At 34.2% G+C, this 21,205-nt stretch carries 21 protein-coding genes and 1 riboswitch; of the genes, 18 read left to right on the top strand and 3 right to left on the bottom strand.

The window, feature by feature from the left end; genetic code table 11:
* Positions 1-85: 85 nt before the first annotated feature.
* From bsdE14_RS06555 to bsdE14_RS06545, 3 genes are all read left to right on the top strand, one after another.
* Complete coding sequence (locus tag bsdE14_RS06555) at positions 86-1,210, top strand: sodium ion-translocating decarboxylase subunit beta (protein WP_264849151.1); 1,125 nt, start codon at positions 86-88, stop codon at positions 1,208-1,210.
* Positions 1,211-1,232: 22 nt separating this feature from the next.
* On the top strand, positions 1,233-1,367 hold the full coding sequence (locus tag bsdE14_RS06550; protein WP_264849150.1) for an OadG-related small transporter subunit: 135 nt from the start codon (positions 1,233-1,235) through the stop codon (positions 1,365-1,367).
* Positions 1,368-1,460: 93 nt separating this feature from the next.
* The gene (locus tag bsdE14_RS06545; protein ID WP_435382602.1) at positions 1,461-2,738 is read left to right on the top strand and encodes an NAD(P)-dependent oxidoreductase; all 1,278 of its coding nucleotides are present in this window, start codon (positions 1,461-1,463) and stop codon (positions 2,736-2,738) included.
* 77 nt (positions 2,739-2,815) lie between these two features.
* On the opposite strand, the gene bsdE14_RS06540 is transcribed toward bsdE14_RS06545, so the two are convergent.
* The 3 genes from bsdE14_RS06540 to bsdE14_RS06530 form a co-directional block, all read right to left on the bottom strand.
* Positions 2,816-4,348, bottom strand: a complete 1,533-nt coding sequence (locus bsdE14_RS06540) for a methyl-accepting chemotaxis protein (RefSeq protein WP_264849148.1) — start codon at positions 4,346-4,348, stop codon at positions 2,816-2,818.
* A 25-nt stretch (positions 4,349-4,373) separates the two neighbouring features.
* Positions 4,374-5,378: a ketoacyl-ACP synthase III gene (locus tag bsdE14_RS06535; protein ID WP_264849147.1), complete on the bottom strand. Its 1,005-nt coding sequence runs from the start codon at positions 5,376-5,378 to the stop codon at positions 4,374-4,376.
* An 82-nt stretch (positions 5,379-5,460) separates the two neighbouring features.
* A riboswitch (cyclic di-GMP riboswitch) is annotated at positions 5,461-5,546 on the bottom strand.
* Between the two features lie 177 nt (positions 5,547-5,723).
* Positions 5,724-6,821: an NAD(P)H-dependent flavin oxidoreductase gene (locus bsdE14_RS06530; protein WP_264849146.1), complete on the bottom strand. Its 1,098-nt coding sequence runs from the start codon at positions 6,819-6,821 to the stop codon at positions 5,724-5,726.
* Positions 6,822-7,576: 755 nt separating this feature from the next.
* Here bsdE14_RS06530 and bsdE14_RS06525 point away from each other — a divergent pair.
* The 15 genes from bsdE14_RS06525 to bsdE14_RS06455 all read left to right on the top strand — a co-directional run bounded on the left by bsdE14_RS06525 (position 7,577) and on the right by bsdE14_RS06455 (position 21,045).
* A complete protein-coding gene (locus tag bsdE14_RS06525; protein ID WP_264849145.1) occupies positions 7,577-8,233 on the top strand; it encodes a pentapeptide repeat-containing protein in 657 nt (218 codons plus the stop codon).
* 26 nt (positions 8,234-8,259) lie between these two features.
* A complete protein-coding gene (locus bsdE14_RS06520; RefSeq protein WP_264849144.1) occupies positions 8,260-9,594 on the top strand; it encodes a serine hydrolase domain-containing protein in 1,335 nt (444 codons plus the stop codon).
* 61 nt (positions 9,595-9,655) lie between these two features.
* Positions 9,656-10,891 (top strand): competence/damage-inducible protein A, encoded by a 1,236-nt coding sequence (locus tag bsdE14_RS06515; protein ID WP_264849143.1) that lies wholly within the window; start codon positions 9,656-9,658, stop codon positions 10,889-10,891.
* Between the two features lie 188 nt (positions 10,892-11,079).
* Positions 11,080-11,553, top strand: coding sequence for a MarR family winged helix-turn-helix transcriptional regulator (locus bsdE14_RS06510; protein WP_264849142.1), 474 nt, complete (start codon positions 11,080-11,082; stop codon positions 11,551-11,553).
* Between the two features lie 13 nt (positions 11,554-11,566).
* Positions 11,567-12,544, top strand: coding sequence for a beta-ketoacyl-ACP synthase III (locus bsdE14_RS06505; RefSeq protein ID WP_264849141.1), 978 nt, complete (start codon positions 11,567-11,569; stop codon positions 12,542-12,544).
* Between the two features lie 61 nt (positions 12,545-12,605).
* Positions 12,606-12,833 (top strand): acyl carrier protein, encoded by a 228-nt coding sequence (acpP, locus tag bsdE14_RS06500; RefSeq protein WP_264849140.1) that lies wholly within the window; start codon positions 12,606-12,608, stop codon positions 12,831-12,833.
* A 35-nt stretch (positions 12,834-12,868) separates the two neighbouring features.
* Positions 12,869-13,825, top strand: a complete 957-nt coding sequence (fabK, locus tag bsdE14_RS06495) for an enoyl-[acyl-carrier-protein] reductase FabK (RefSeq protein WP_264849139.1) — start codon at positions 12,869-12,871, stop codon at positions 13,823-13,825.
* An 11-nt stretch (positions 13,826-13,836) separates the two neighbouring features.
* On the top strand, positions 13,837-14,769 hold the full coding sequence (gene fabD, locus bsdE14_RS06490) for an ACP S-malonyltransferase (protein WP_264849138.1): 933 nt from the start codon (positions 13,837-13,839) through the stop codon (positions 14,767-14,769).
* A 29-nt stretch (positions 14,770-14,798) separates the two neighbouring features.
* Positions 14,799-15,539: a 3-oxoacyl-[acyl-carrier-protein] reductase gene (fabG, locus tag bsdE14_RS06485; protein WP_264849137.1), complete on the top strand. Its 741-nt coding sequence runs from the start codon at positions 14,799-14,801 to the stop codon at positions 15,537-15,539.
* Positions 15,540-15,588: 49 nt separating this feature from the next.
* Positions 15,589-16,827: a beta-ketoacyl-ACP synthase II gene (gene fabF, locus bsdE14_RS06480; protein ID WP_264849136.1), complete on the top strand. Its 1,239-nt coding sequence runs from the start codon at positions 15,589-15,591 to the stop codon at positions 16,825-16,827.
* A 9-nt stretch (positions 16,828-16,836) separates the two neighbouring features.
* A complete protein-coding gene (gene accB / locus bsdE14_RS06475; RefSeq protein WP_264849135.1) occupies positions 16,837-17,328 on the top strand; it encodes an acetyl-CoA carboxylase biotin carboxyl carrier protein in 492 nt (163 codons plus the stop codon).
* A 10-nt stretch (positions 17,329-17,338) separates the two neighbouring features.
* Complete coding sequence (fabZ, locus tag bsdE14_RS06470; protein WP_435382425.1) at positions 17,339-17,761, top strand: 3-hydroxyacyl-ACP dehydratase FabZ; 423 nt, start codon at positions 17,339-17,341, stop codon at positions 17,759-17,761.
* Between the two features lie 25 nt (positions 17,762-17,786).
* Positions 17,787-19,130 carry an acetyl-CoA carboxylase biotin carboxylase subunit gene (locus tag bsdE14_RS06465; RefSeq protein WP_264849134.1) on the top strand — a complete coding sequence of 448 codons (1,344 nt, stop codon included), beginning with the start codon at positions 17,787-17,789 and terminating at the stop codon, positions 19,128-19,130.
* 39 nt (positions 19,131-19,169) lie between these two features.
* Positions 19,170-20,057 (top strand): acetyl-CoA carboxylase, carboxyltransferase subunit beta, encoded by an 888-nt coding sequence (accD, locus tag bsdE14_RS06460; protein WP_264849133.1) that lies wholly within the window; start codon positions 19,170-19,172, stop codon positions 20,055-20,057.
* 43 nt (positions 20,058-20,100) lie between these two features.
* Positions 20,101-21,045, top strand: coding sequence for an acetyl-CoA carboxylase carboxyltransferase subunit alpha (locus tag bsdE14_RS06455; protein WP_264852233.1), 945 nt, complete (start codon positions 20,101-20,103; stop codon positions 21,043-21,045).
* Positions 21,046-21,205 lie beyond the last annotated feature (160 nt).

Genomic DNA, 21,205 nt, shown 5'->3' with positions numbered 1-21,205 from the left:
TTATATCAGGGACTGTTAATTAAAGCGGAAAACATAAGAGTGCTATTACTAAGCAATATGATGAATACAAGGGAGGATTACAATAATGAGTTTTTTATTAGCTGGTATTACTTCAATTACCATAAAGCAAATAGTAATGTGGTGTATTGGAGCAGTACTAATATACTTAGCAATAGCTAAGGATTTTGAACCTGCACTATTATTGCCTATGGGATTTGGTGCGATTCTTGTAAATATACCAATGTCAGGAGCTATAACACAATCTTTAAATGGAACACCAGTAGAGGGTATTTTGGATTTCCTATTTAAAGGTGGAATATCAACAGAAATGTTTCCACTCCTTCTATTTATAGGAATAGGAGCTATGATAGACTTCGGACCACTTCTTTCTAATCCTTTTATGCTTCTATTTGGAGCAGCTGCTCAATTTGGAATATTCTTTACTATATGCGTAGCAGCACTTTTAGGATTTGATTTAAAGGATGCAGCATCAATAGGTATTATAGGAGCAGCAGATGGACCTACTTCAATATTTGTAGCTAACTACTTTAAAAGTAGTCTTATAGCACCAATTACTGTAGCAGCATATTCTTATATGTCATTAGTACCAGTTATACAGCCTTTTGCTATAAAACTAGTTACAACTAAGAAGGAAAGAATGATAAGAATGCCTTATAAGGCTGAAAATATTTCTAAGAGAACAAAAATATTATTTCCAATAGTAGTTACTGTAATTGCAGGACTTATAGCTCCGACTTCAGTATCTCTAGTAGGATTTTTAATGTTTGGAAACCTAATAAGAGAATGTGGAGTATTAGAAAAGTTATCAAAAACTGCACAAAACGAACTTGTAAACATTATTACACTATTACTTGGAATAACAATTGCAGCTTCTATGACAGCAGAAAACTTCGTTACTGTTAAAACTGGCATAGTAATTGCGCTTGGATTATGTGCATTTATTTTCGACACTATTGGAGGAGTTCTTTTTGCAAAATTCCTTAATTTATTCCTTAAGCATAAGGTTAATCCAATGGTAGGTGCTGCTGGAATATCAGCATTCCCTATGTCAGCTAGAGTAATTCAAAAAATGGCTCAAAAGGAAGACAATCAAAACTTTATATTAATGCATGCAGTTGGAGCCAATGTAGCAGGACAAATAGCATCAGTTATTGCTGGTGGATTAATATTAAACCTAATCAAATTTTAGGTATATAAGGTAGGTGGCATAGATGAACGGTGCAGCATTATCAAATTTTAATGAAGCGTTAAAAGTACTATTTGCGGGAATGGGCGGAATTTTTGTAGTATTACTTATTATATTTCTTGCAATTAAGGCATTAATAAAATTATTTCCCGAGAAATAGACAAATAATTATAATAAATGATTGACTGCTATAAAGAGTATAAAATTATAGCTGTGAACAAGCTGTAGATGGATTTAACTAGCAGTAATCCACCTGCAGCTTTTTTATTTTAGGGATAGGAGGAAACATAGCATGGGTGAATTTGTCATTAAAGAAGCTAAAAGATGTTTAAATTGTAAAAAGCCAAATTGTAAAAGTGGATGTCCAGTAAATACTCCTATTAATGAAGTCATTGAAATGTTTTTACAAGGTGAAATATTAGAAGCGGGGGAAAAGCTTTTTAATAATAATCCACTATCAGTGGTATGCTCTTTAGTATGTCCACACGAAAAACAATGTGAGGGGCATTGTGTTTTAGGTAAAAAGAATAATCCTGTTCAAATAAGCGCAATAGAGAATTATATTTCCGACTATTACTTAAATTTTATAAATACAGAAGTCATAAGTCGTAATGGTAAGAAAATAGCTATAATAGGATCAGGACCAGCAGGAATATGCATAGCATTTATACTAGCAGCTAAAGGCTATAATATTACAATTTTTGAAGCTCATGATAATATAGGCGGTGTTTTAAGATATGGAATACCTGAGTTTAGGCTTCCTAAAAGTGTTCTAGAAAAGCTTAAGGAAAAGCTAATTAGTATGGGTATCAAAATTAGGCCTAACACACTAATAGGTTCATCTATTACTGTGGATGATATTTTTAGAGACGGGTATAAAGCTATCTTTATAGGCACAGGGGTATGGAAGGCAACAGCCATAGGAATAAAAGGAGAAACCTTTGGACATGTTCATTATGCAATCGACTATCTAAAAAATCCAAAATCTTATAATTTGGGAAGAAGAGTGTGCATTATTGGAGCGGGAAATGTAGCCATGGATGTTGCAAGAACAGCACTAAGAAATGGTTCAAGAGAGGTTTTTATAATGTACAGAGGAGGCCCAGAGGGCATTGAAGCAGAACCTGTTGAAGTAGAATATGCAAAAGCTGATGGAGTAAGATTTGAATTTTATAAAGCACCAATTGAGTTTGTTGATGAAGGCGTAAAGTATATTAAGACAGAGGTAGAAGAACAACAGGGTACAAGAAAAATAAAAGTCTTAGAAGGTACTGAAGAAATCTTTAAAGTAGATTCAGTTATATTAGCAATTGGACAAGGCCCTAGAGCAAACATAGTATCAAATACAAAAGGTATAGAGGTAACTGAAAAAGGACTAATTGAGACAAATGAAGTTGGTGGAACTACTAGAGAAGGAGTTTTTGCTTCTGGAGATGTAGTAACTGGGGCAAGGACAGTTGTAGAAGCTGTAAGAGTGTCAAAAATAGTAGCTCAAGCTATTGATGAATATGTTCAGTCCTTAGAGGTATAGAATATAAAAAAAGCTCATCTCATATATCAATATATTATACGAGATGGGCTTAAAGGGGGAAAATTGTATATAGCAAATTAATTGTGAATTAGTTTGTTCATTTCTACAGCTATAGCTTTCAGATTTTCAGCACTGCTGGTCAATTCCTCACTCATAGCTGCATTTTGATGTATAGATTCAAAAACCATATTAAAATTAGTAATAGTATTTTTAGTTGTTTCAGAAATGTTGGAGTTGAAGGAAACAACGTTTTGTGTTTTGTCTAATAGAGAATGAATTAAGTCATTTATTTCTTTAATGCTGTTACCTGAATTTTTAAGACCATCTATCATATCTTTAACATTATTAACAGCATCATTTAGTATATTATCACCATAGTTAATTTTTTCAGTATTTTGAACCATTAAATCTTCTACTTCGTTTACTCTTACTTTAAACTCATTAGTAATTGAAGAAACTTCATTAAGAGATTTACTTGTATTTTCAGCTAACTTTCGAATTTCTTCTGCAACTACAGCAAAGCCCTTTCCAAATTCACCAGCCCTGGCAGCTTCAATAGAAGCGTTTAATGCAAGGAGATTTGTTTGCTCTGATATTTGTCTTATAATAAGAAGTATTTCGTCAATTTGACGGGATTTTTCTTCAAGAACTTTTGTGGCATCAAAGGTAGTTTCTATACTGCTTTTTATGCCGCTAATTATATTTAAAGTTTCGTTAAGAGCCTCTTCGTTCTGGTTTGATATGCCTATTAAATCAATAGATTTATCTTCAGTAGACTTAATTTTAGCGGAAATAGCTTCATTTTTATTTAAAAGTTCACTAAGAATTTCACTATTTTTAGTAGTATCCTCAAGCATTCTATCTGCATCTTGAGCAACTACATGGCTTGCATTTGCTATTTCTTCTAAAGAAGAGCTTTCTTCTTCTGATATTGCTGCTAAGGCCTCACTTGAACTAAGTAGTGATACGGAAAATTCAGAGGTTTTCTTAAACATATTGTTTATATTATCATTACTTTTCTTTAGTTCATTTTCATTCTTTTCAATGCTATTAAGCAGCTTTGATGCAAAGGATGTGAAAATTATTATACCAAATGAGGCTAAGCCAATTACAACGATTCTAACTATTAATTCTCTTAAGAAAAATTCGCCAGGAAGTGTTTGCGGATTTAATGTAAATACTATTACTTGAGAAATTATGCTTAGAATTATTGAAAAAATATTCATTTTGTTATCTAAAAATAGAGCCCCAAGTATTATAAAATAAAAAACGCTTATCCATAATTCTTTTGAGGGAATTACTAAACATATATAAATATAATTTATATAAGAAAATGCAAGTATGATATTTTTTAGTGCTTTTAAGGCTTTATTATTTAGTGATCCATTTTTTACAGCTTTTCCATACATAATTTTAAAGGTAGTCAACTCCAATATTATTAAAATGCAAAGCATACCTAATAAAGCTATGTTCACTTCAGGATAGAAGCCAAGAAACTTCATTCCTATAAACATAAAAGCTGCAAGAAACGCGCTAATAGAATAGACTATTAATACAAACTTTAAAGTATTTTTTTGATATTTGGTTATAGTACTTGTATTAAGTTCCATGATAGTTTTCACCTCTCTGAAATAATTACCATTTGTAAAGTAATGCTCCTATAGTGTATCCTGAAGCAACGGAACAAAATATGACTAAGTCATCTTTATTGAATTTTTCTTGTTTAAGCCTGTCATCTAGTGCCATTATAGGGCTTGTACAACCTGTATAGCCATATTTTGTGCCTACAAAAATAGCTTTATCCATATCGGCACCAAGTCTTGAAACAGTCAGCTCTAAATCAGCTCTTGAAAATTGAGACATAAGATAATGACATACATCTTTAGGCTTATAATTATGTTCAGCTAAAAGCTTTGTTATAGTCTCAGTCCATTTTTCAGAAAGAAAGCTAAAATCAAAGGGCTTCCAAAGCATTTTTTTATCTTCTGGATCTATACTGTCATCAGGTATATTCGACATTCCACAAGCAGGCATTGTTATAGACCAGTGATAGGAATCATCGGTATACATTCTGGAGCCAAGCACTCCTCTTTCCTCAGATTCTTCTCTTCTTTCTAAGATAACTGCTGCAGCGCCATCAGCGGAGCAGCCATAGGCCACCATATCATCTTTTCTAGCCAAAGGGCTTATAAGAAGTGAGCCTACTACCAGCACTTTATTATACTTCATGTCTGTTTTCAAATATCTTGCGGCGATATCCATGCCTGTTATCATACCAATGCAATTACAGTTTACATCGAATACTGAAGAGGCATTATAAGCCATAAGCTTATTTTTAATTAACAGTGCACAGCATGGTGACAGATATTCTGGAGTATCTGATACTGAGATGATCATATCTATCTCAGAGGAAGAGATATTTGAATTAGTAAGTGCCGTTTTTGCAGCCTCTACAGCCATTGTGACACTGGTTTCACCTTCTTCTGCAAGAGTTCGTGTTTCTCTTCCTAGCTTGTCCATAAGAGCTTCAGCATGACTTTCAAGCTTATATTCTTTAAAGTGTTCAATAAAATACTCATTATCTAACTGTCTTTTGGGATGATAAGTTCCCACCCCAATGATATGTACATTTTTATACATTACGTTTCCTCCTGTCTATTAAAGCCGTCATAAATAAAAAAATAGACAGCCTAAGAAAGGCTATCTATTATAGCAGCACTAACTTAGCAACCTGGCAATCATGGGAGTAAATCCTTTAGATCCATGGCTTTGCGTCCTTGCCTTTAGACAAGTTTGCCTTTATTAAGTTATGGATATTCTGGTTATAATTGTCGTTTAATTAAATACAATTATAATTATATCATATAAAAAATGGAATTCAACATATTAAATGTAAAACTGTGTATTTACTTGTAAAAAATTCGTGAACTCAAGGCAAATTAAAAGAGAGGTTACATTTATATGAAACCTCTCTTTTAGAAATAATTATATTGATATACTATCAATTCCTCTATAGTTTAATTCAGCTTCAGTAACTAGTTCATGAATTAATTCCTTAACTGGAACTATTTTATCAATTCTGTACACGTTACTTCCACAGAAGATTAATCCATCATCTACATTACCTTCCCTAGCATTAATTAAAGCTTCGGAGATGCAATAAGGTGTACTCTTAGGGTCACAAGGCTTTAAGCAGTTATAAAGACACTTTACTTTTTGAGAGCCACCCTCTACTTTTTCTATAAATTTATTTCTAATAGCTCTTCCAGGCATTCCTACAGGGCTTACTACAATCTGAATATCTTCTTTTTTAGCTTCTACATAAGCTTTTTTATAATTTTCATCAGCATCACATTCTTCAGTAGCAACAAATCTCGTAGCCATTTGCACACCACTTGCACCAAGACTTAAAAACTTTGCAATATCTTTTCCGTCAAAAATGCCTCCTGCAGCAATTACTGGTATACTTTTATTATATTTATTTTCGAAGGTATTAAGCGCCTGTTTTACCTCAACTACAATTTGTTCTAGAGCAGAAGGTTTATTAAGCAGCTCATCATTTTTAGAAAAGCCTAAGTGTCCACCAGCTTCTGGGCCTTCTACAATAACCATGTCTGGAGTAGCATTGTACCTTTTTTCCCACATCTTGCAAATTACTGAAATTGCTTTTGCAGAGGATACTATAGGTGCTATTTTTATATCACTTCCTTGAGTTAATTTTGGAAGCTCTAAAGGAAGTCCAGCCCCGGATATTATTAAATCAGCTTTTGCTTCTATAGCGGCTTTAACATACTCTGCATAACCATTTGTAGCAACCATAAGGTTAACTCCGATTATACCATTTTTACATTTTTCTTTTGCCAATCTTATTTCATTTTTTAATGCTCTGAGATTAGCTCCTAAAGTATTTTTTATAAAATCAGGTTCAGCAAACCCAGGTTGAGCACCAGATATTATACCTATACCTCCTTCAGCAGCTACAGCAGCAGCTAACTTATGGAGTGAAACCCCAATACCCATTCCGCCTTGGATAATTGGAACTAATGCTTTTATATTACCAATAGTTAATTCAGGTAACTTCAATATTTTCGCCTGCTTTCTTTAATATTTATTTGAAAATCAAATAGTTTGATAATCAAAATTTTAAAGAAATATGTTTAAAATGTCAAGTGTATTAAATGGATATTGATGCTGGCAGTAAAGAGCAGCCATGAGAAAAATATAAAAGAACAGATAAAAGATATAACTAGCACTATTATAAATAATTTATCATATATATATAATCTTTCGACTATATATAAACAAATCATTACTTATAATAATGGTTCGTTCCACCATATAAAATATTTACACAACCCTATATAACCTCACGGCTATATAACATCACTACAACACCTTATATGATGTTAGCTGAACCCTATATAATAAGTTGGAGTATTATTATGATAAGATTTTCAAATCCGACCATAATAACACTTTTCCTAACTATATAGAATCTATCTGATTGTATATAAATTATTACTAAGGTACATACAATCTAGACCCACCCATATATATTCAACAAGAATACATACAAGCTTTGGCTTAATCTTTATCTGTTCTCTGATATTATGTTAACCATTTTAGTTTTTAATATGCTGGTAATATTATCTATTACCAATTGAAATAGTATACATTTTATAAATTCAATAATAACTTTTACTATATTAATTTTTAAGCAAAAAACAGCAGTATAGAAACAAATTGTTAAATATTTACAAAATGTTGACATAAAATAAAAGTTTTGTGATAGAATTAATGTTATAAATAAAATGTATTATTAAACGAGGGATGAATGGATGAAAGATACTATAAATAAAATTAAAGTTGAAAAACCTAAATTACCTTATGATTTAAAAGAAATAGATCTATTAAATATATATAAAAACGAAGAGGGGGAGATATCGCAAGGCATTGTGAGAGATTTTTGTCATAATAATGCTGAAGTGGATAATTTAAGTATTAATCAAATGCTTTTTAGAAATGCTGTGTTAAGAGATTCTGAATTTAATAAGATAGAAATCACTGATGTTAGATTTGAAAACTGTGATTTATCAAACGCTTGTCTCAGTGAAGCTGTTATTCATAGGGCAGAGTTTGTAAACTGCAAACTTGTAGGTATAAATATGAGTGAGACCACACTTAGAAATGTTAGTTTTAAAGAATGTAATGGACAGTTTTCATTTTTTAGATTTTCTGATTGCAAACAGGTAAGTTTTGAGGAATGTGAGCTTAAAGGTTCAGACTTTCAAAAATGTAATTTTATAAAAGTCAACTTTGATAAGTGCAGCTTGATTCAAGGGCAAATGTCAGGAACTAAGCTTGGTGGAATGGATTTTACTACTTGCGATATAGAAGGAATGGGCGTAAGAATTGAGGATTTGAATGGAGCAGTAGTATCAGCTTTTCAAGCAGCTTCTTTGGCAAAGCTTATGGGACTCGTAGTTGTTTATTAGGTATGGAAAAAAGTGAGGTAATTAAAATGGGGGATTCAGTTTACAATTGCTGTAAACTTAAAGACTTGGTAAGTACATACATGGATGAACTAGCTGTAAATGGATATTTTAGTGGCTCAATATTGGTGGGTTATAAAGGTGAAAAGTTAATAAATCAGGGCTATGGGTATGCTTGTCATCAGTATGACGTGAAAAACACCAGATGCACTAAATTTAAAATTGGATCTTTAACAAAAGCATTTACTGCCATGGCTGTGCTGCAATTAGAGGAGCAGGGCAAGATATCTTTAACTGATTCATTAAGTAAATATATAGTGGACTTTCCTAGTGGCAGCAAAATAACTATACAACAGTTATTAAACCATACAAGTGGGATTAAGGATTTTGTTTGTGATCCTCAATATTGGACTAAGACAATGAGACTTCCTACAACTCTTGAATCAACTATAAATTTATTTAAGAATCTACCTTTAAATTTTGAGCCAGGCACAAAATTCGAATACTCAAACTCAAATTATACTATTTTAGCATACTTAATTGAAAAGGTAAGCATTACTTCCTATGAAGAATTCTTAAAGCATAATATTTTTGAACCCTTAGGCATGGAGAATACTGGGTGCGATGATGGAAAAGCAATAATTAAAAATTATGCTGAAGGTTACACTATATGGAAAAATCTTAAGCATGCTGATTTTATTGATATGAGCATAGCAAAAGGTACCTATGGGTTGTATTCTACTGTGGAAGATTTGTATATTTGGCATAAAGCCCTGTATACAGAAAAGTTAGTCAGTAAAAAACAATTGGACAAGATGTTTAATATATGTAATGGAGCTTGTGGTTTTGACTGGTTCTGTGAGCTGCAATGTTTTAATAGTATACAAAAGAAAAAAATGTATCATTTTGGTGATGTAAATGGTTATGTAAGTTTTTTTAGCAGATATGTGGAGGATGACCTGGCAATCATTGTGCTTAGTAATTTTAACTTGACGCCTATAGAAAAAATTAGCGATGATATAGCTAAGATTGTTTTTGGGGAGAAGGTAGATAATTCTAAGAGATATGAAGCGAAGGAAGTACCAACTAGCCTTAAAAATGTTATAACTGGAGATTTTAATTCATGCAGTGATGTTCAATTAAGTTTATCCATAGAAGAAGGTAAGATTTATCTAACTATACCTAAAAGGTATGATGTTCTTTATAAATACGAAATGGTAGCTACAGACGTAGCCATGGATAAAATAAAATTTAGAACTAAATTTGTAGATGAAACTGTAATCCTTGATTTTAAACAGGATGGTACTATTAAGCTGACCCATATTGATGCATATAATAATCATATTAAGGCAGAGAAGAGATAACAATCTAAATTAGTGATAAAATAAGAGTAGCAGATTTTTAAATAATTGGAGAGTGATACTAATGAAAGCTGAAATAATGGCAGTAGGGACAGAAGTATTAATGGGCGATATTGTAAATACCAATGCTCAGTACATAGCAAGAAGGCTAGCAGATTTAGGAATTGGTGTTTATTATCATTCCGCAGTAGGGGACAATTCAGCCAGACTTAAAGATTCCCTTGCACTTGGATTTAGCAGGGTGGAACTTATTATAGCAACTGGAGGACTTGGGCCTACAAAGGATGACCTTACAAAGGAAACAGCTGCGGCGTATTTTAATCGAAAACTTATTTTACACGAAGAATCATATCTTATGTTAACACAGTATTTTGAAAAACAAGGCAGAGAAGTTAGTGAAAATAATAAAAAACAAGCTTATATGCCAGAAGGTTCGGTTGTTTTACCTAACCCAAATGGTACTGCACCAGGATGTATTCTTAAGGAAGGCGATAAGATTTTAGTGCTTTTACCTGGACCACCAAGAGAAATGAAGCCTATGTTCGAAAATTATGTAGTACCCTATCTTGAAAAATACCAAGATAGTATTCTAGTATCTAAAGTGTTAAGGATATGTGGTATTGGTGAAGGGCACATGGTAGAAAAAATTGCCCATATAATTGATAATCAAAGTAATCCTACTGTAGCTCCTTATGCTAAAGAAGGCGAGGTTACTTTAAGAATTACTGCTAAGGCTGAAAATATGGTAGAAGCAAAAAGGCTTATTGAACCTATGGAAAGAGAAATAAGAAATATATTGGGTGAGGATATATATGCAGTAGGTGAAACTACACTTGAAGATGTAGTAGGCGAACTTTTAGTGAATAAAAAACTTACAATTTCTACTGCAGAATCCTGTACGGGAGGGATGCTATCTGGTAGGCTTATTAATTATCCTGGAATATCTGCATCCTATCTTGAAGGTGTTGTAACCTACAGCAATGAAGCTAAAATGAAATACCTAGGCGTAAAAGAAGAAACTCTGGATAGCTTTGGTGCAGTGAGTGAGGAAACAGCAAGAGAAATGGCAGAAGGCATAGCAAAAGCCGCAGGGACGGACATAGGTGTTTCTGTAACTGGAATAGCTGGACCAGGAGGAGGAACAGAAGATAAGCCTGTAGGTTTAGTTTATGTTGGACTTTATATTAGAGGAAAAGTGGAAGTTAAAAAGTTAAATCTTAGTGGAGATAGACAAAAGGTAAGAAATAGAACAGTTGTAACTGTATTGGACTGGATTAGAAGAGAAATTAGCAAGCTTTAAATTATTTATATGCTTTAATTATGAATCGCTGTGTAACAATATACAATTATGAAATTTATGGAAAGTATATTGACAGCGGTTTATTTTTTTTATATACTTTGATTATCAAAATATTTGATGGTCAAAAATAGTTAATTGTTTTCCACAAATATATTATTACATAGTGAGAGGAGGTTTATACAATACGTATGGATAAAACTTTTAATATTCTAAATGAACTATTAGTAGAAAATTTTAATGATCTAATATCAATTGAACAAAAGGCTTTAAGTGAAGGAGAATTTAGTGATTTATCAATTACCGAAATACATACAATTGAAGCCATTGGCATGTACTCAGCAAGAACTATGTCTGAGGTTGCCGCAGATTTAGATATAACAGTAGGTACTCTCACTATAGCAATTAATAATCTTGTAAAGAAGGGTTATGTTGAAAGAAGAAGAGCTGAAGAAGACAGAAGAGTAGTTCTAATTCAGCTTAACAAAAGAGGAAAGCTTGCTTATAGAATTCATAACAAGTTTCATATGGATATGATAAAGGCTACAATTGAGGATATTACAGAGGAAGAAGAGCAGGTGCTTGTAAAAGCACTTGAAAAGCTCAATAACTTTTTTAAAGAAAAATATCATTTACCTCAAGGTAAGAAGGAGAATAAAGTCTAAAAAGGAGAAAAAGATGAAAGAAGTTAAAATCATAGGAATAGGAAGCGGTATTCCTGATAATATAATGACTAACGATGATTTATCTAAAATTGTGGATACCAGTGATGAGTGGATAACCACAAGAACTGGTATAAAGGAAAGAAGAATTTCAAAAGGAGAAAATACTTCAGATTTGGCTGCTAAGGCAGTTATGAAGGCTCTTAAAATGTCAGATACTAAACCTGAAGAGATAGATATGATTATTTTATCAACTTCTTCTCCAGATGCATTGAGTCCTTCAACAGCATGTTTTGTTCAAGATAAAATTGGTGCTGTAAATGCATCCTGCTTTGATATTTCTGCTGCTTGTTCAGGATTTGTATATGCTTTAAGAATAGGAGCCCAGTTTATAAAAACAGGAGAGTGCAAAAAAGTACTTGTGATAGGTGCTGAAGTACTTTCTAAGATAACTGATTGGACTGATAGGAGTACCTGTGTTTTATTTGGAGATGGAGCTGGTGCTGCAGTACTTGCTGAAAGTGATGAAAAAGGAGTAAGTTCAATATTCACAGGAGCACAAGGAAATAAAGCAGGATACTTAGGTATTACCTGCGTGCCTGTAAAGAACCCTCTTGTAAAACCAGAAGAAATTGAGAATATTAAGCTTCATATGGATGGCAAAGAAGTGTTTAGATTTGCCAGCAGTATAGTTATTGAAGCTATAGATAAGGTACTAAAGGATAGTGGCTTAACTATGGATGATATAAAATACGTTATACCTCACCAAGCTAATGTAAGAATTATAGAGTATGCTGTAAAAAAACTTAAAGCACCTGAAGGAAAGTTTTATATTAATCTTGATAAGTATGGAAACACTTCAGCAGCCAGCATCCCTATAGCCTTAGCTGAAATGAATGAAAAAGGACTTATAAAAAAAGGCGATAAATTAATATTAGTTGCCTTCGGAGCAGGATTTACCTGGTCTGCATGTCTAGTGGAATGGAATATTTAATACTTTGATAATCAAAATAAGTCGAAAAAAGAAAAATAATTTATAATGGAGGAATTTTAAAATGGTATTTGAAAAAATAAAAAAGGTAATAGTTGATCAATTAGGAGTAGAGGAGTCAGAAGTAGAATTAACAACAAGCTTTGAAGATTTAGGAGTAGATTCACTTGATTTATTCCAAATAATAATAGAGCTAGAAGAAGAGTTTTCAATTCAAATTGAAGATGCTGAAAGTATAAAAACCGTTGAAGATGCAGTTAAATACGTTGAAGAAAAAACTGGCGAGAAATAGATTACTAGAGGTGTACCAAGCAAAGGAGGCAAACTATGATAAAGTCCGTATTTTGTGACATGATTGGAATAAAGTATCCAATTATTCAAGGTGGAATGGCCTGGATAGCTGATAGCTCTTTGGCAGCTGGAGTTTCTAATGCTGGAGGCTTAGGCCTTATTGCTGGAGCCAATGCTCCAGTGGAAGTAGTTAGGGATGAAATTAGAAAGGCTAAGGCCCTTACTGATAAACCTTTTGGAGTAAATATAATGCTTTTGAGTCCTAATGCGGATGATTTAGCAAAGCTTGTTTGTGAAGAAGGAGTTAAAGTAGTAACTACTGGTGCTGGAAACCCAGGAAAGTATATAGAAATGTGGAAGGCACATGGAATAAAGGTTATTCCTGTTGTTGCATCTGTAGCTTTAGCTAAGAGAATGGAAAGAGCAGGAGCCGATGCAGTAGTTATGGAAGGTTGTGAAGCTGGAGGACATATTGGAGAACTTACAACTATGGTTAGTGTTCCTCAAATAGTTGATGCAGTTAACATACCTGTTATAGCAGCAGGAGGAATTGGTGATGGAAGAGGCGTTGCAGCTGCTTTTATGCTTGGAGCATCAGGAATTCAAGTTGGAACAAGATTCCTTGTAGCTGATGAATGCACAGTACACGAAAATTATAAGGATAAAGTAATTGGAGCAAAAGATATAGATTCAGCTGTTACTGGAAGACCTACAGGACATCCAGTAAGAGTACTAAGAAATAAGCTTTCAAGACAATATCAATTGCTTGAGAAGGAAAATGCCTCATTGGAGGACTTGGAGGAATTGGGAAGAGGAAGTCTTCCTAAGGCTGCAAGAGATGGAGATGTAGAGAATGGTTCTGTTATGGCAGGTCAAATTGCAGGACTTATAAATAAGAAACAAAGCTGTAAGGAAATAATTGAAGAAATGTTTACTGAAGCTGAAGATATAATGAAAAGTGCCTGTAAAAATATAATTGTTTCTGAGCAATAGAGGAGAAGGTTATGGGAAAAGTAGCATTTATTTTTGCTGGCCAAGGAGCTCAATATATTGGTATGGGCAAAGAATTGGCAGAGAACATTGAGGCTAGTAAAAAAGTTTTTGAAGAAGCCAGTGAAGCTCTTGGGTTTGATATGGCTAATTTATGCTTTGAAGGACCAAAGGAAGAATTAGATAAGACTGAAAATACTCAGCCTGCAATTCTTACTATGAGTATAGCTGCCATGAAAGCTTTAGAGGAAAAAGGAATAAAGCCTGCTGTTACAGCTGGACTTAGTCTTGGAGAATATTCAGCTCTGGTTTGCAGCGGAGCTTTGGATTTTAAAACTGCCGTAAAGCTAGTAAAGAAGAGAGGAAGATACATGCAAGAAGCAGTTCCAGAAGGAATTGGAACTATGGCTGCAATACTAGGTCTTGATGGAGAAAAGGTTAGAGAAATATGCAGCTTAGCTTCAGAAAAGGGTATAGTAGAGCCTGCTAATTTTAACTGCCCTGGCCAAATAGTTATTGGCGGCGAAATAGAGGCCGTGAATTTTGCCTCAGAAAAGGCAAAAGAAATTGGGGGAAGAGCTATTCCTCTTTCTGTTAGTGCTCCGTTTCATACTTCTATGCTGAGGCCTGCAGCAGACAAGTTAGAAGAGGAATTAAAAAATATAGAGCTTAACTCAATTAATGTTCCAATTATGACAAATGTAACTGGAACATATGTTGACAACGTGGATAATATTAAGGATTTACTTAGAAATCAAGTTATGAGTTCAGTTCTTTTTGAGAATATCATTTGCAAAATGCTTGAGGATGGAGTAGATACTTTTGTTGAAATAGGACCAGGAAAGGCACTTAGTGGATTTGTAAAGAAGATAAACAGAAAAGCGGTAGTAGTAAATGTTGAAGACATTAAGTCCTTTGAAAAGGCGCTGGAAGTATTAGGAGCATAAATTTGGTCAATACTTGAGGAGAGGATAAAATGTTAAAAGGAAAAACAGCTGTAGTAACAGGTGGAGCAAAAGGCATAGGAAAAGCAATTGCCTTAAAGCTCGCTGATTTAGGTGCTAACATTGTAATTAATTATAGAAGTAGTGAAAAAGAAGCAGAAAGCATTATAGAAGAGCTTAAGACAAAGGGTATTAAAGCATTAGCTGTTAAAGCAGATGTAAGCAAGTTTGAAGAGGCAGAAGTAATAATGAAGGCTGCAGTAGCAGAATTCGGTTCACTAGATATACTTGTTAATAATGCAGGAATAACTAGAGATACTTTGCTTCTTAGAATGAAGGAAGAAGATTTTGATAGTGTTATAGAGGTTAATTTAAAAGGATGCTTTAACTGCATAAAGCATGCAAGCTCAATTATGTTAAAGCAAAAGAGAGGCAGAATAGTAAACATAGCTTCTGTTATTGGACTTATAGGTAATGCAGGTCAAGCGAATTATGCTGCTGCTAAGGCTGGCATAATTGGAATCACAAAATCAGTTGCAAAGGAGCTTGGAAGCAGAGGTATCACAGTTAATGCTGTAGCTCCTGGATTTATAAAAACAGATATGACAGATGTATTATCTGATAAGGTTAAAGATTCAATGCTTGATAGTATTCCACTAAAAAGATTAGGTGAGCCAGAGGATGTGGCAAATTTAGTAGCTTTTCTAGCTTCTGAGGAAGCTTCATATATTACTGGTCAAGTGTTAAATGTTGATGGCGGAATGGTAATGTAATTATAGATATTATGCTTTATAGCAACACTAATTGAGAAAGGTGAAAAACATGAATAATAGAGTTGTAATCACTGGGATGGGGGCTATTACTCCAATAGGAAATGATGTAGCTTCTTACTGGGATGGTTTAATAGAAGGAAAAAATGGAATAGACTTTATAACTCATTTTGATACTGAAAAATTCAAAGTAAAACTTGCTGCTGAGGTTAAGAATTTTATTCCAGAAAATTATATGGATAGAAAAGAAGCAAAGAGAATGGATAGATACTGTCAATTTGCAATGGCAGCAGCAAAAGAAGCAATAGAAAATTCAGGATTAGATTTAGAAAATGAAAATAGATATAGAATGGGTGTTTTAATAGGCTCAGGTATAGGCGGACTTGCAACTATAGAAAAGGAAGTTAAAACCCTTGTAGAAAAAGGCCCAAATAGAGTATCACCATTATTTATTCCAATGGCAATCTCAAATATGGCAGCAGGAAATGTAGCTATTAAATATGGAGCAAAGGGAATATGCAGCTGTGTTGTTACAGCCTGTGCTTCAGGAACTAATGCTATAGGCGATGCTTTTCATTTAATAAGAAATGGAGTTTCTGATGTAATGATTACCGGAGGAGCTGAAGGTTCTATAACTGAACTTGCCCTTGCTGGTTTTACTAATCTCACAGCTTTAAGCAATAGTAATGATCCAGATAGAGCTTCTACACCTTTTGACAAGGAAAGAAGCGGGTTTGTTATGGGAGAAGGAGCAGGAATTGTTATCCTTGAATCCTTAGAACATGCTTTAAATAGAGGAGCAAAAATATATGCTGAGGTAGTAGGATATGGTGCAACCGGAGATGCATATCATATGACATCACCAGCTCCAGATGGAGAAGGTGGAGCTAGAGCTATGCAGCTAGCTATAGAAGATGCAGGAATAGACAAGAGTGATATATCCTATATAAATGCCCATGGAACTAGTACACCATTAAATGATAAATTTGAAACAGCTGCTATAAAAGCAGTATTTGGAGAGCAGGCGTATAAGGTGCCTGTAAGTTCTACAAAGTCAATGACTGGACACTTGCTAGGGGCTGCTGGTGCTATAGAAGCTATAGCTTGCGCTAAGGCTTTAGGAGAAGGAATTATTCCTCCAACAATAGGCTATTTAAATCCAGATCCAGACTGTGATTTAGATTGTGTGCCAAATAAAGCCAGGAAGGCAGAGCTTCAATATGCATTGTCAAATTCTTTGGGCTTTGGTGGACATAACGCAACTATAATACTTAAAAAGTGGAATGAGTAGGTGAAAAATATGGATTATAAATCTATTCAAGAACTTATTAAAACAATGAGTGATTCAAATTTAACTTTATTAGAAGTTGAATCTGAAGGAGTAAAAATAAAGCTAGAAAAGAAGTGTGAACAGGTGCTAATTGAGAAATTGCCTCAATTAGTTTCTGCTCAAGCTGTTGAAGCTCCAGCACCTGTACAAAAACAGGAAGTAAAAGCTTCTAAAGAGCAATTCATAAATGAAGAAGCTGCTCTAGAAACTAATAATGAAAAAGTAGAAGGTATATTAATTACTTCACCAATAGTAGGAACTTTTTATCTTTCTCCAAGCCCAGAGGCGGAGCAATATGTAAAGGTGGGCTCTAAGGTTAAAAAGGGAGATACACTATGCATTATCGAAGCTATGAAGCTTATGAATGAAATCGAAGCTGAAGTTGATGGAGAAGTAGTTGAAATATTGGTTAATAATGAACAAATGGTAGAGTACGGACAGCCATTATTCAGAATTAGATAGGAGAAAAATTATGTTAGGTGTAAAAGAAATAATGGAATTGATACCTCATAGGTATCCTTTCTTATTAGTGGATAAAATAGAAACTCTTGAACCTGGAGTTAGAGCAGTTGGTTATAAAAATGTGACTATGAATGAATACTTCTTTCAAGGCCATTTCCCAGGGGAGCCAGTAATGCCTGGAGTGCTTATAATTGAAGCATTAGCACAGCTAGGGGCAGCTTCTATGTTGTCACTAGAGGAGCATAAAGGAAAAATAGGATACTTTACAGGAATTGATAAGGCTAAATTTAGAAAAAAGGTCTTTCCAGGCGATACACTTAAACTAGAAGTTGAAATAATAAAGAGAAGAGGTCCTATTGGAATTGGAAAAGCCATTGCTTATGTAGATGGGCAAAAGGCTGCAGAGGCAGAGTTATCCTTTTTTATTTCTTAGTACTCCAAAGGGAGGATGGTAAGTAATGTTTAAGAAAATACTTATTGCAAATAGAGGAGAAATAGCAGTTAGAATAATAAGGGCCTGTCGTGAGATGGGAATTGAAACTGTGGCAGTATACTCCGAGACAGACAGAGAAGCTCTACATACTCAAATGGCTGATGAGGCTGTATGTATTGGGCCAGCAAGAGCTCGTGACAGCTATCTTAATATGCAAAATATTATAAGTGCAACAGTATTATCTGGTGCGGAAGCGATTCATCCAGGTTTTGGATTTTTATCTGAAAATAGTGAGTTTGCTGAAATGTGCAGGGACTGCAATATAACCTTTATAGGTCCTGATGCTGAAAGCATTGAAAAGATGGGAAATAAGTCCCGTGCAAGAGAGATTATGACAGAAGCAGGAGTACCTGTTGTTCCAGGATCTCAGGGTGCTGTACCCAGCGTAGATGAAGGATTAATTTTAGCTGAACAAATAGGATATCCTGTTATGATCAAGGCTTCAGCTGGAGGCGGCGGAAGAGGAATTCGTATAGTTAGAAGTTCTGATGAGTTTGCGAAGGCTTTTGAAACTGCAAGGTCAGAAGCTCAGGGTGCTTTTGGCGATGACACTATGTATGTTGAAAAGTTTGTTGAAAACCCAAGGCACATAGAGTTTCAAATTTTGGCTGATGGTTATGGTAATGCAATATACTTAGGTGAGAGGGATTGTTCTATACAAAGAAGAAATCAAAAGGTTTTAGAGGAAGCACCATCACCGCTAATGACAGAAGAATTAAGAAAAGAAATGGGTGAAGTAGCTGTAAGGGCTGCTAAAGCTGTTAATTATACAAATGCAGGTACTATAGAATTTTTGGTTGACAAGCATGGAAATTATTATTTCATGGAAATGAATACAAGAATTCAAGTAGAGCATCCTATCACTGAAATGGTAACAGGAGTAGACCTTATTAAAGAGCAGATAAATATAGCTGCAGGAAGAACTCTTTCAATAGCTCAGGAAAGTGTTCAAGTTAAAGGTCATGCAATTGAATGTAGAATAAATGCAGAGAACCCAGAAAAGGGCTTTAGACCTTCGCCAGGAAAAATTGAAAGACTCCATGTACCTGGAGGCCTGGGTGTAAGATTAGATAGTGCGGTATACCAAGGATACACTATACCACCTACTTATGACTCAATGGTAGCAAAGCTTATAGTTTATGGAAGAGATAGAGAAGAAGCTATAAGTAAGATGAGAAGAGCTTTAGGAGAGTTTGTAATAGAAGGTGTGGATACTAATATAGAATTCCAGTTTAAAATTATAAACAATAAGTCTTTTGTGGAAGGTAATTTTGACACTGGCTTTATAGGCAAGGAATTTAATCTGTAGATATGAATTTAGTTTGCAGGAAGTGTGGTGATATTTAATATGTTTAACGGACTATTTAAAAAGACTAAGTATTTAACTGTTAACAGTTCAACTTCAAAGCCTGATTATGAGGAAAAAGATGAAGATAAAGCACCTGAGCAAAAACCAAACATACCAAATGGTATGTGGATTAAATGTGATAATTGTGGTAAGGCATTATATAAAAAAGATTTAGAAAAGCACTCAATGGTTTGTCCTAGCTGTAACTCTCATTTTAGAATGACAGCTCAGGAAAGAATTTATTCTATAATAGATGAAGGTACTTTTAGACAACTGGATAGAAATATGAGTAGTGTAAACCCTTTAGATATAGAAGGATATGAGCAAAAAATAGAAAGGGCTAGAAAAGACTCTAACTTGAAAGAGGCAGTTATCACTGGAACAGGAAAGATAAATGGACATGATATAGTGATTGGTGTGATGGATAGTAGATTTATGATGGCTAGTATGGGTTCAGTTGTTGGCGAAAAGCTTACAAGAGCAGTTGAACTTGCTACTAAAAATAGACTTCCAGTTGTTATATTTACAGCTTCAGGCGGAGCAAGAATGCAAGAAGGCATGTTTTCACTTATGCAAATGGCAAAGGTAAGTGCAGCAATTTCAAGGCATAATGAAGCCGGGCTGTTCTACACAGCGGTACTTACGGATCCAACCACTGGTGGAGTTACAGCAAGCTTTGCAATGCTGGGAGATGTAATATTAGCAGAGCCAGGGGCACTTATCGGATTTGCTGGCAAAAGGGTTATTGAGCAAACTATAAAGCAAAGCCTGCCAGAGGGATTTCAGACGGCTGAATTTTTATTAAATCATGGCTTTATAGATAAGGTAGTTCCAAGGGAGAATTTAAAGGATACTCTAGGCCTACTTTTAGAGTATCATCAAGCCTAAAAATCTTCAAATGTCCCATTAAGAGAGAGGTGACTTTATGGCTGTGTTAGAATTTGAAAAAAAGATTCAGGAATTAACAGTTAAAATAGATGAATTAAAAAAGTTTTCTAAAGATCAGGACATGGATTTAACTGCAGAGATAGAAAAAATGGAAATTAAGCTTGAAACAATGAAAAGTGATGTTTACAATCATTTATCTCCTTGGGAGAAGCTGTCTATTGCCAGAATGGTTGAAAGGCCAACAGCTCTAGATTATATAGGAGAAATCTTTGAAGATTTTATTGAACTTCATGGAGATAGAAGCTTTTCAGATGATCAAGCCATTATTGCAGGTATTGGAAAATTCAATGGTAAGGCTGTTACTATAATTGGGCAGCAAAAGGGCAGGAATACTAAAGAAAATATAAAAAGAAATTTTGGAATGCCTCATCCAGAAGGCTATAGAAAAGCTCTTAGATTTATGAAGGCAGCTGAGAAGTTTAAAAGACCAATAGTATGCTTTATAGATACTCCTGGTGCATTTTGTGGAGTAGGTGCAGAAGAAAGAGGTCAAGGAGAAGCTATTGCGAGAAACCTTATGGAAATGGTTAAACTTAAAGTACCTGTAATATCTATAGTTATAGGAGAAGGCGGTAGTGGCGGAGCATTGGCATTAGCAGTTGCTGATGAAGTATGCATGCTTGAAAATTCTATATACTCAATTCTTTCTCCCGAAGGTTATGCTAGCATATTGTGGAAGGACAGCAGCAGGGCAAAGGAAGCTGCAGCTATAATGAAAATTACTGCAGAAGACTTAAAAAATTTTGGAATAATAGATAGAGTAATAAAAGAGCCTTTAGGTGGTGCTCACAAGAATGTGGCTGAAGCTTCAGCTAATATTAAAGATGCAATAGAGGAAACCTTTTTGAAATTGGAAAATAAAACTCCAGAAGAGCTTTTGGAAGATAGATATAATAAATTTAGAAATATGGGAGAGTTTATGGAATAAGACCGAGTTAAATGCTTGGTCTTTTATTTTTGTTTTAAAAATAAATTTTTGGAGCTAAAATAAAAATTTAAAGGGTGTAGAAAATTGTGGCAATATAGTGTATTATTTCAATAGGGTTAAAGAAACATTTATATAATAAGATTGTATGAGATAAAGAGAA

Origin of the sequence: Clostridium omnivorum, from assembly GCF_026012015.1 — a bacterium.
GTDB lineage: Bacteria > Bacillota > Clostridia > Clostridiales > Clostridiaceae > Clostridium_AX > Clostridium_AX omnivorum.
Note: the sequence above shows the minus strand (reverse complement) of the source record. Positions and strands in the feature narration are given on the sequence as shown.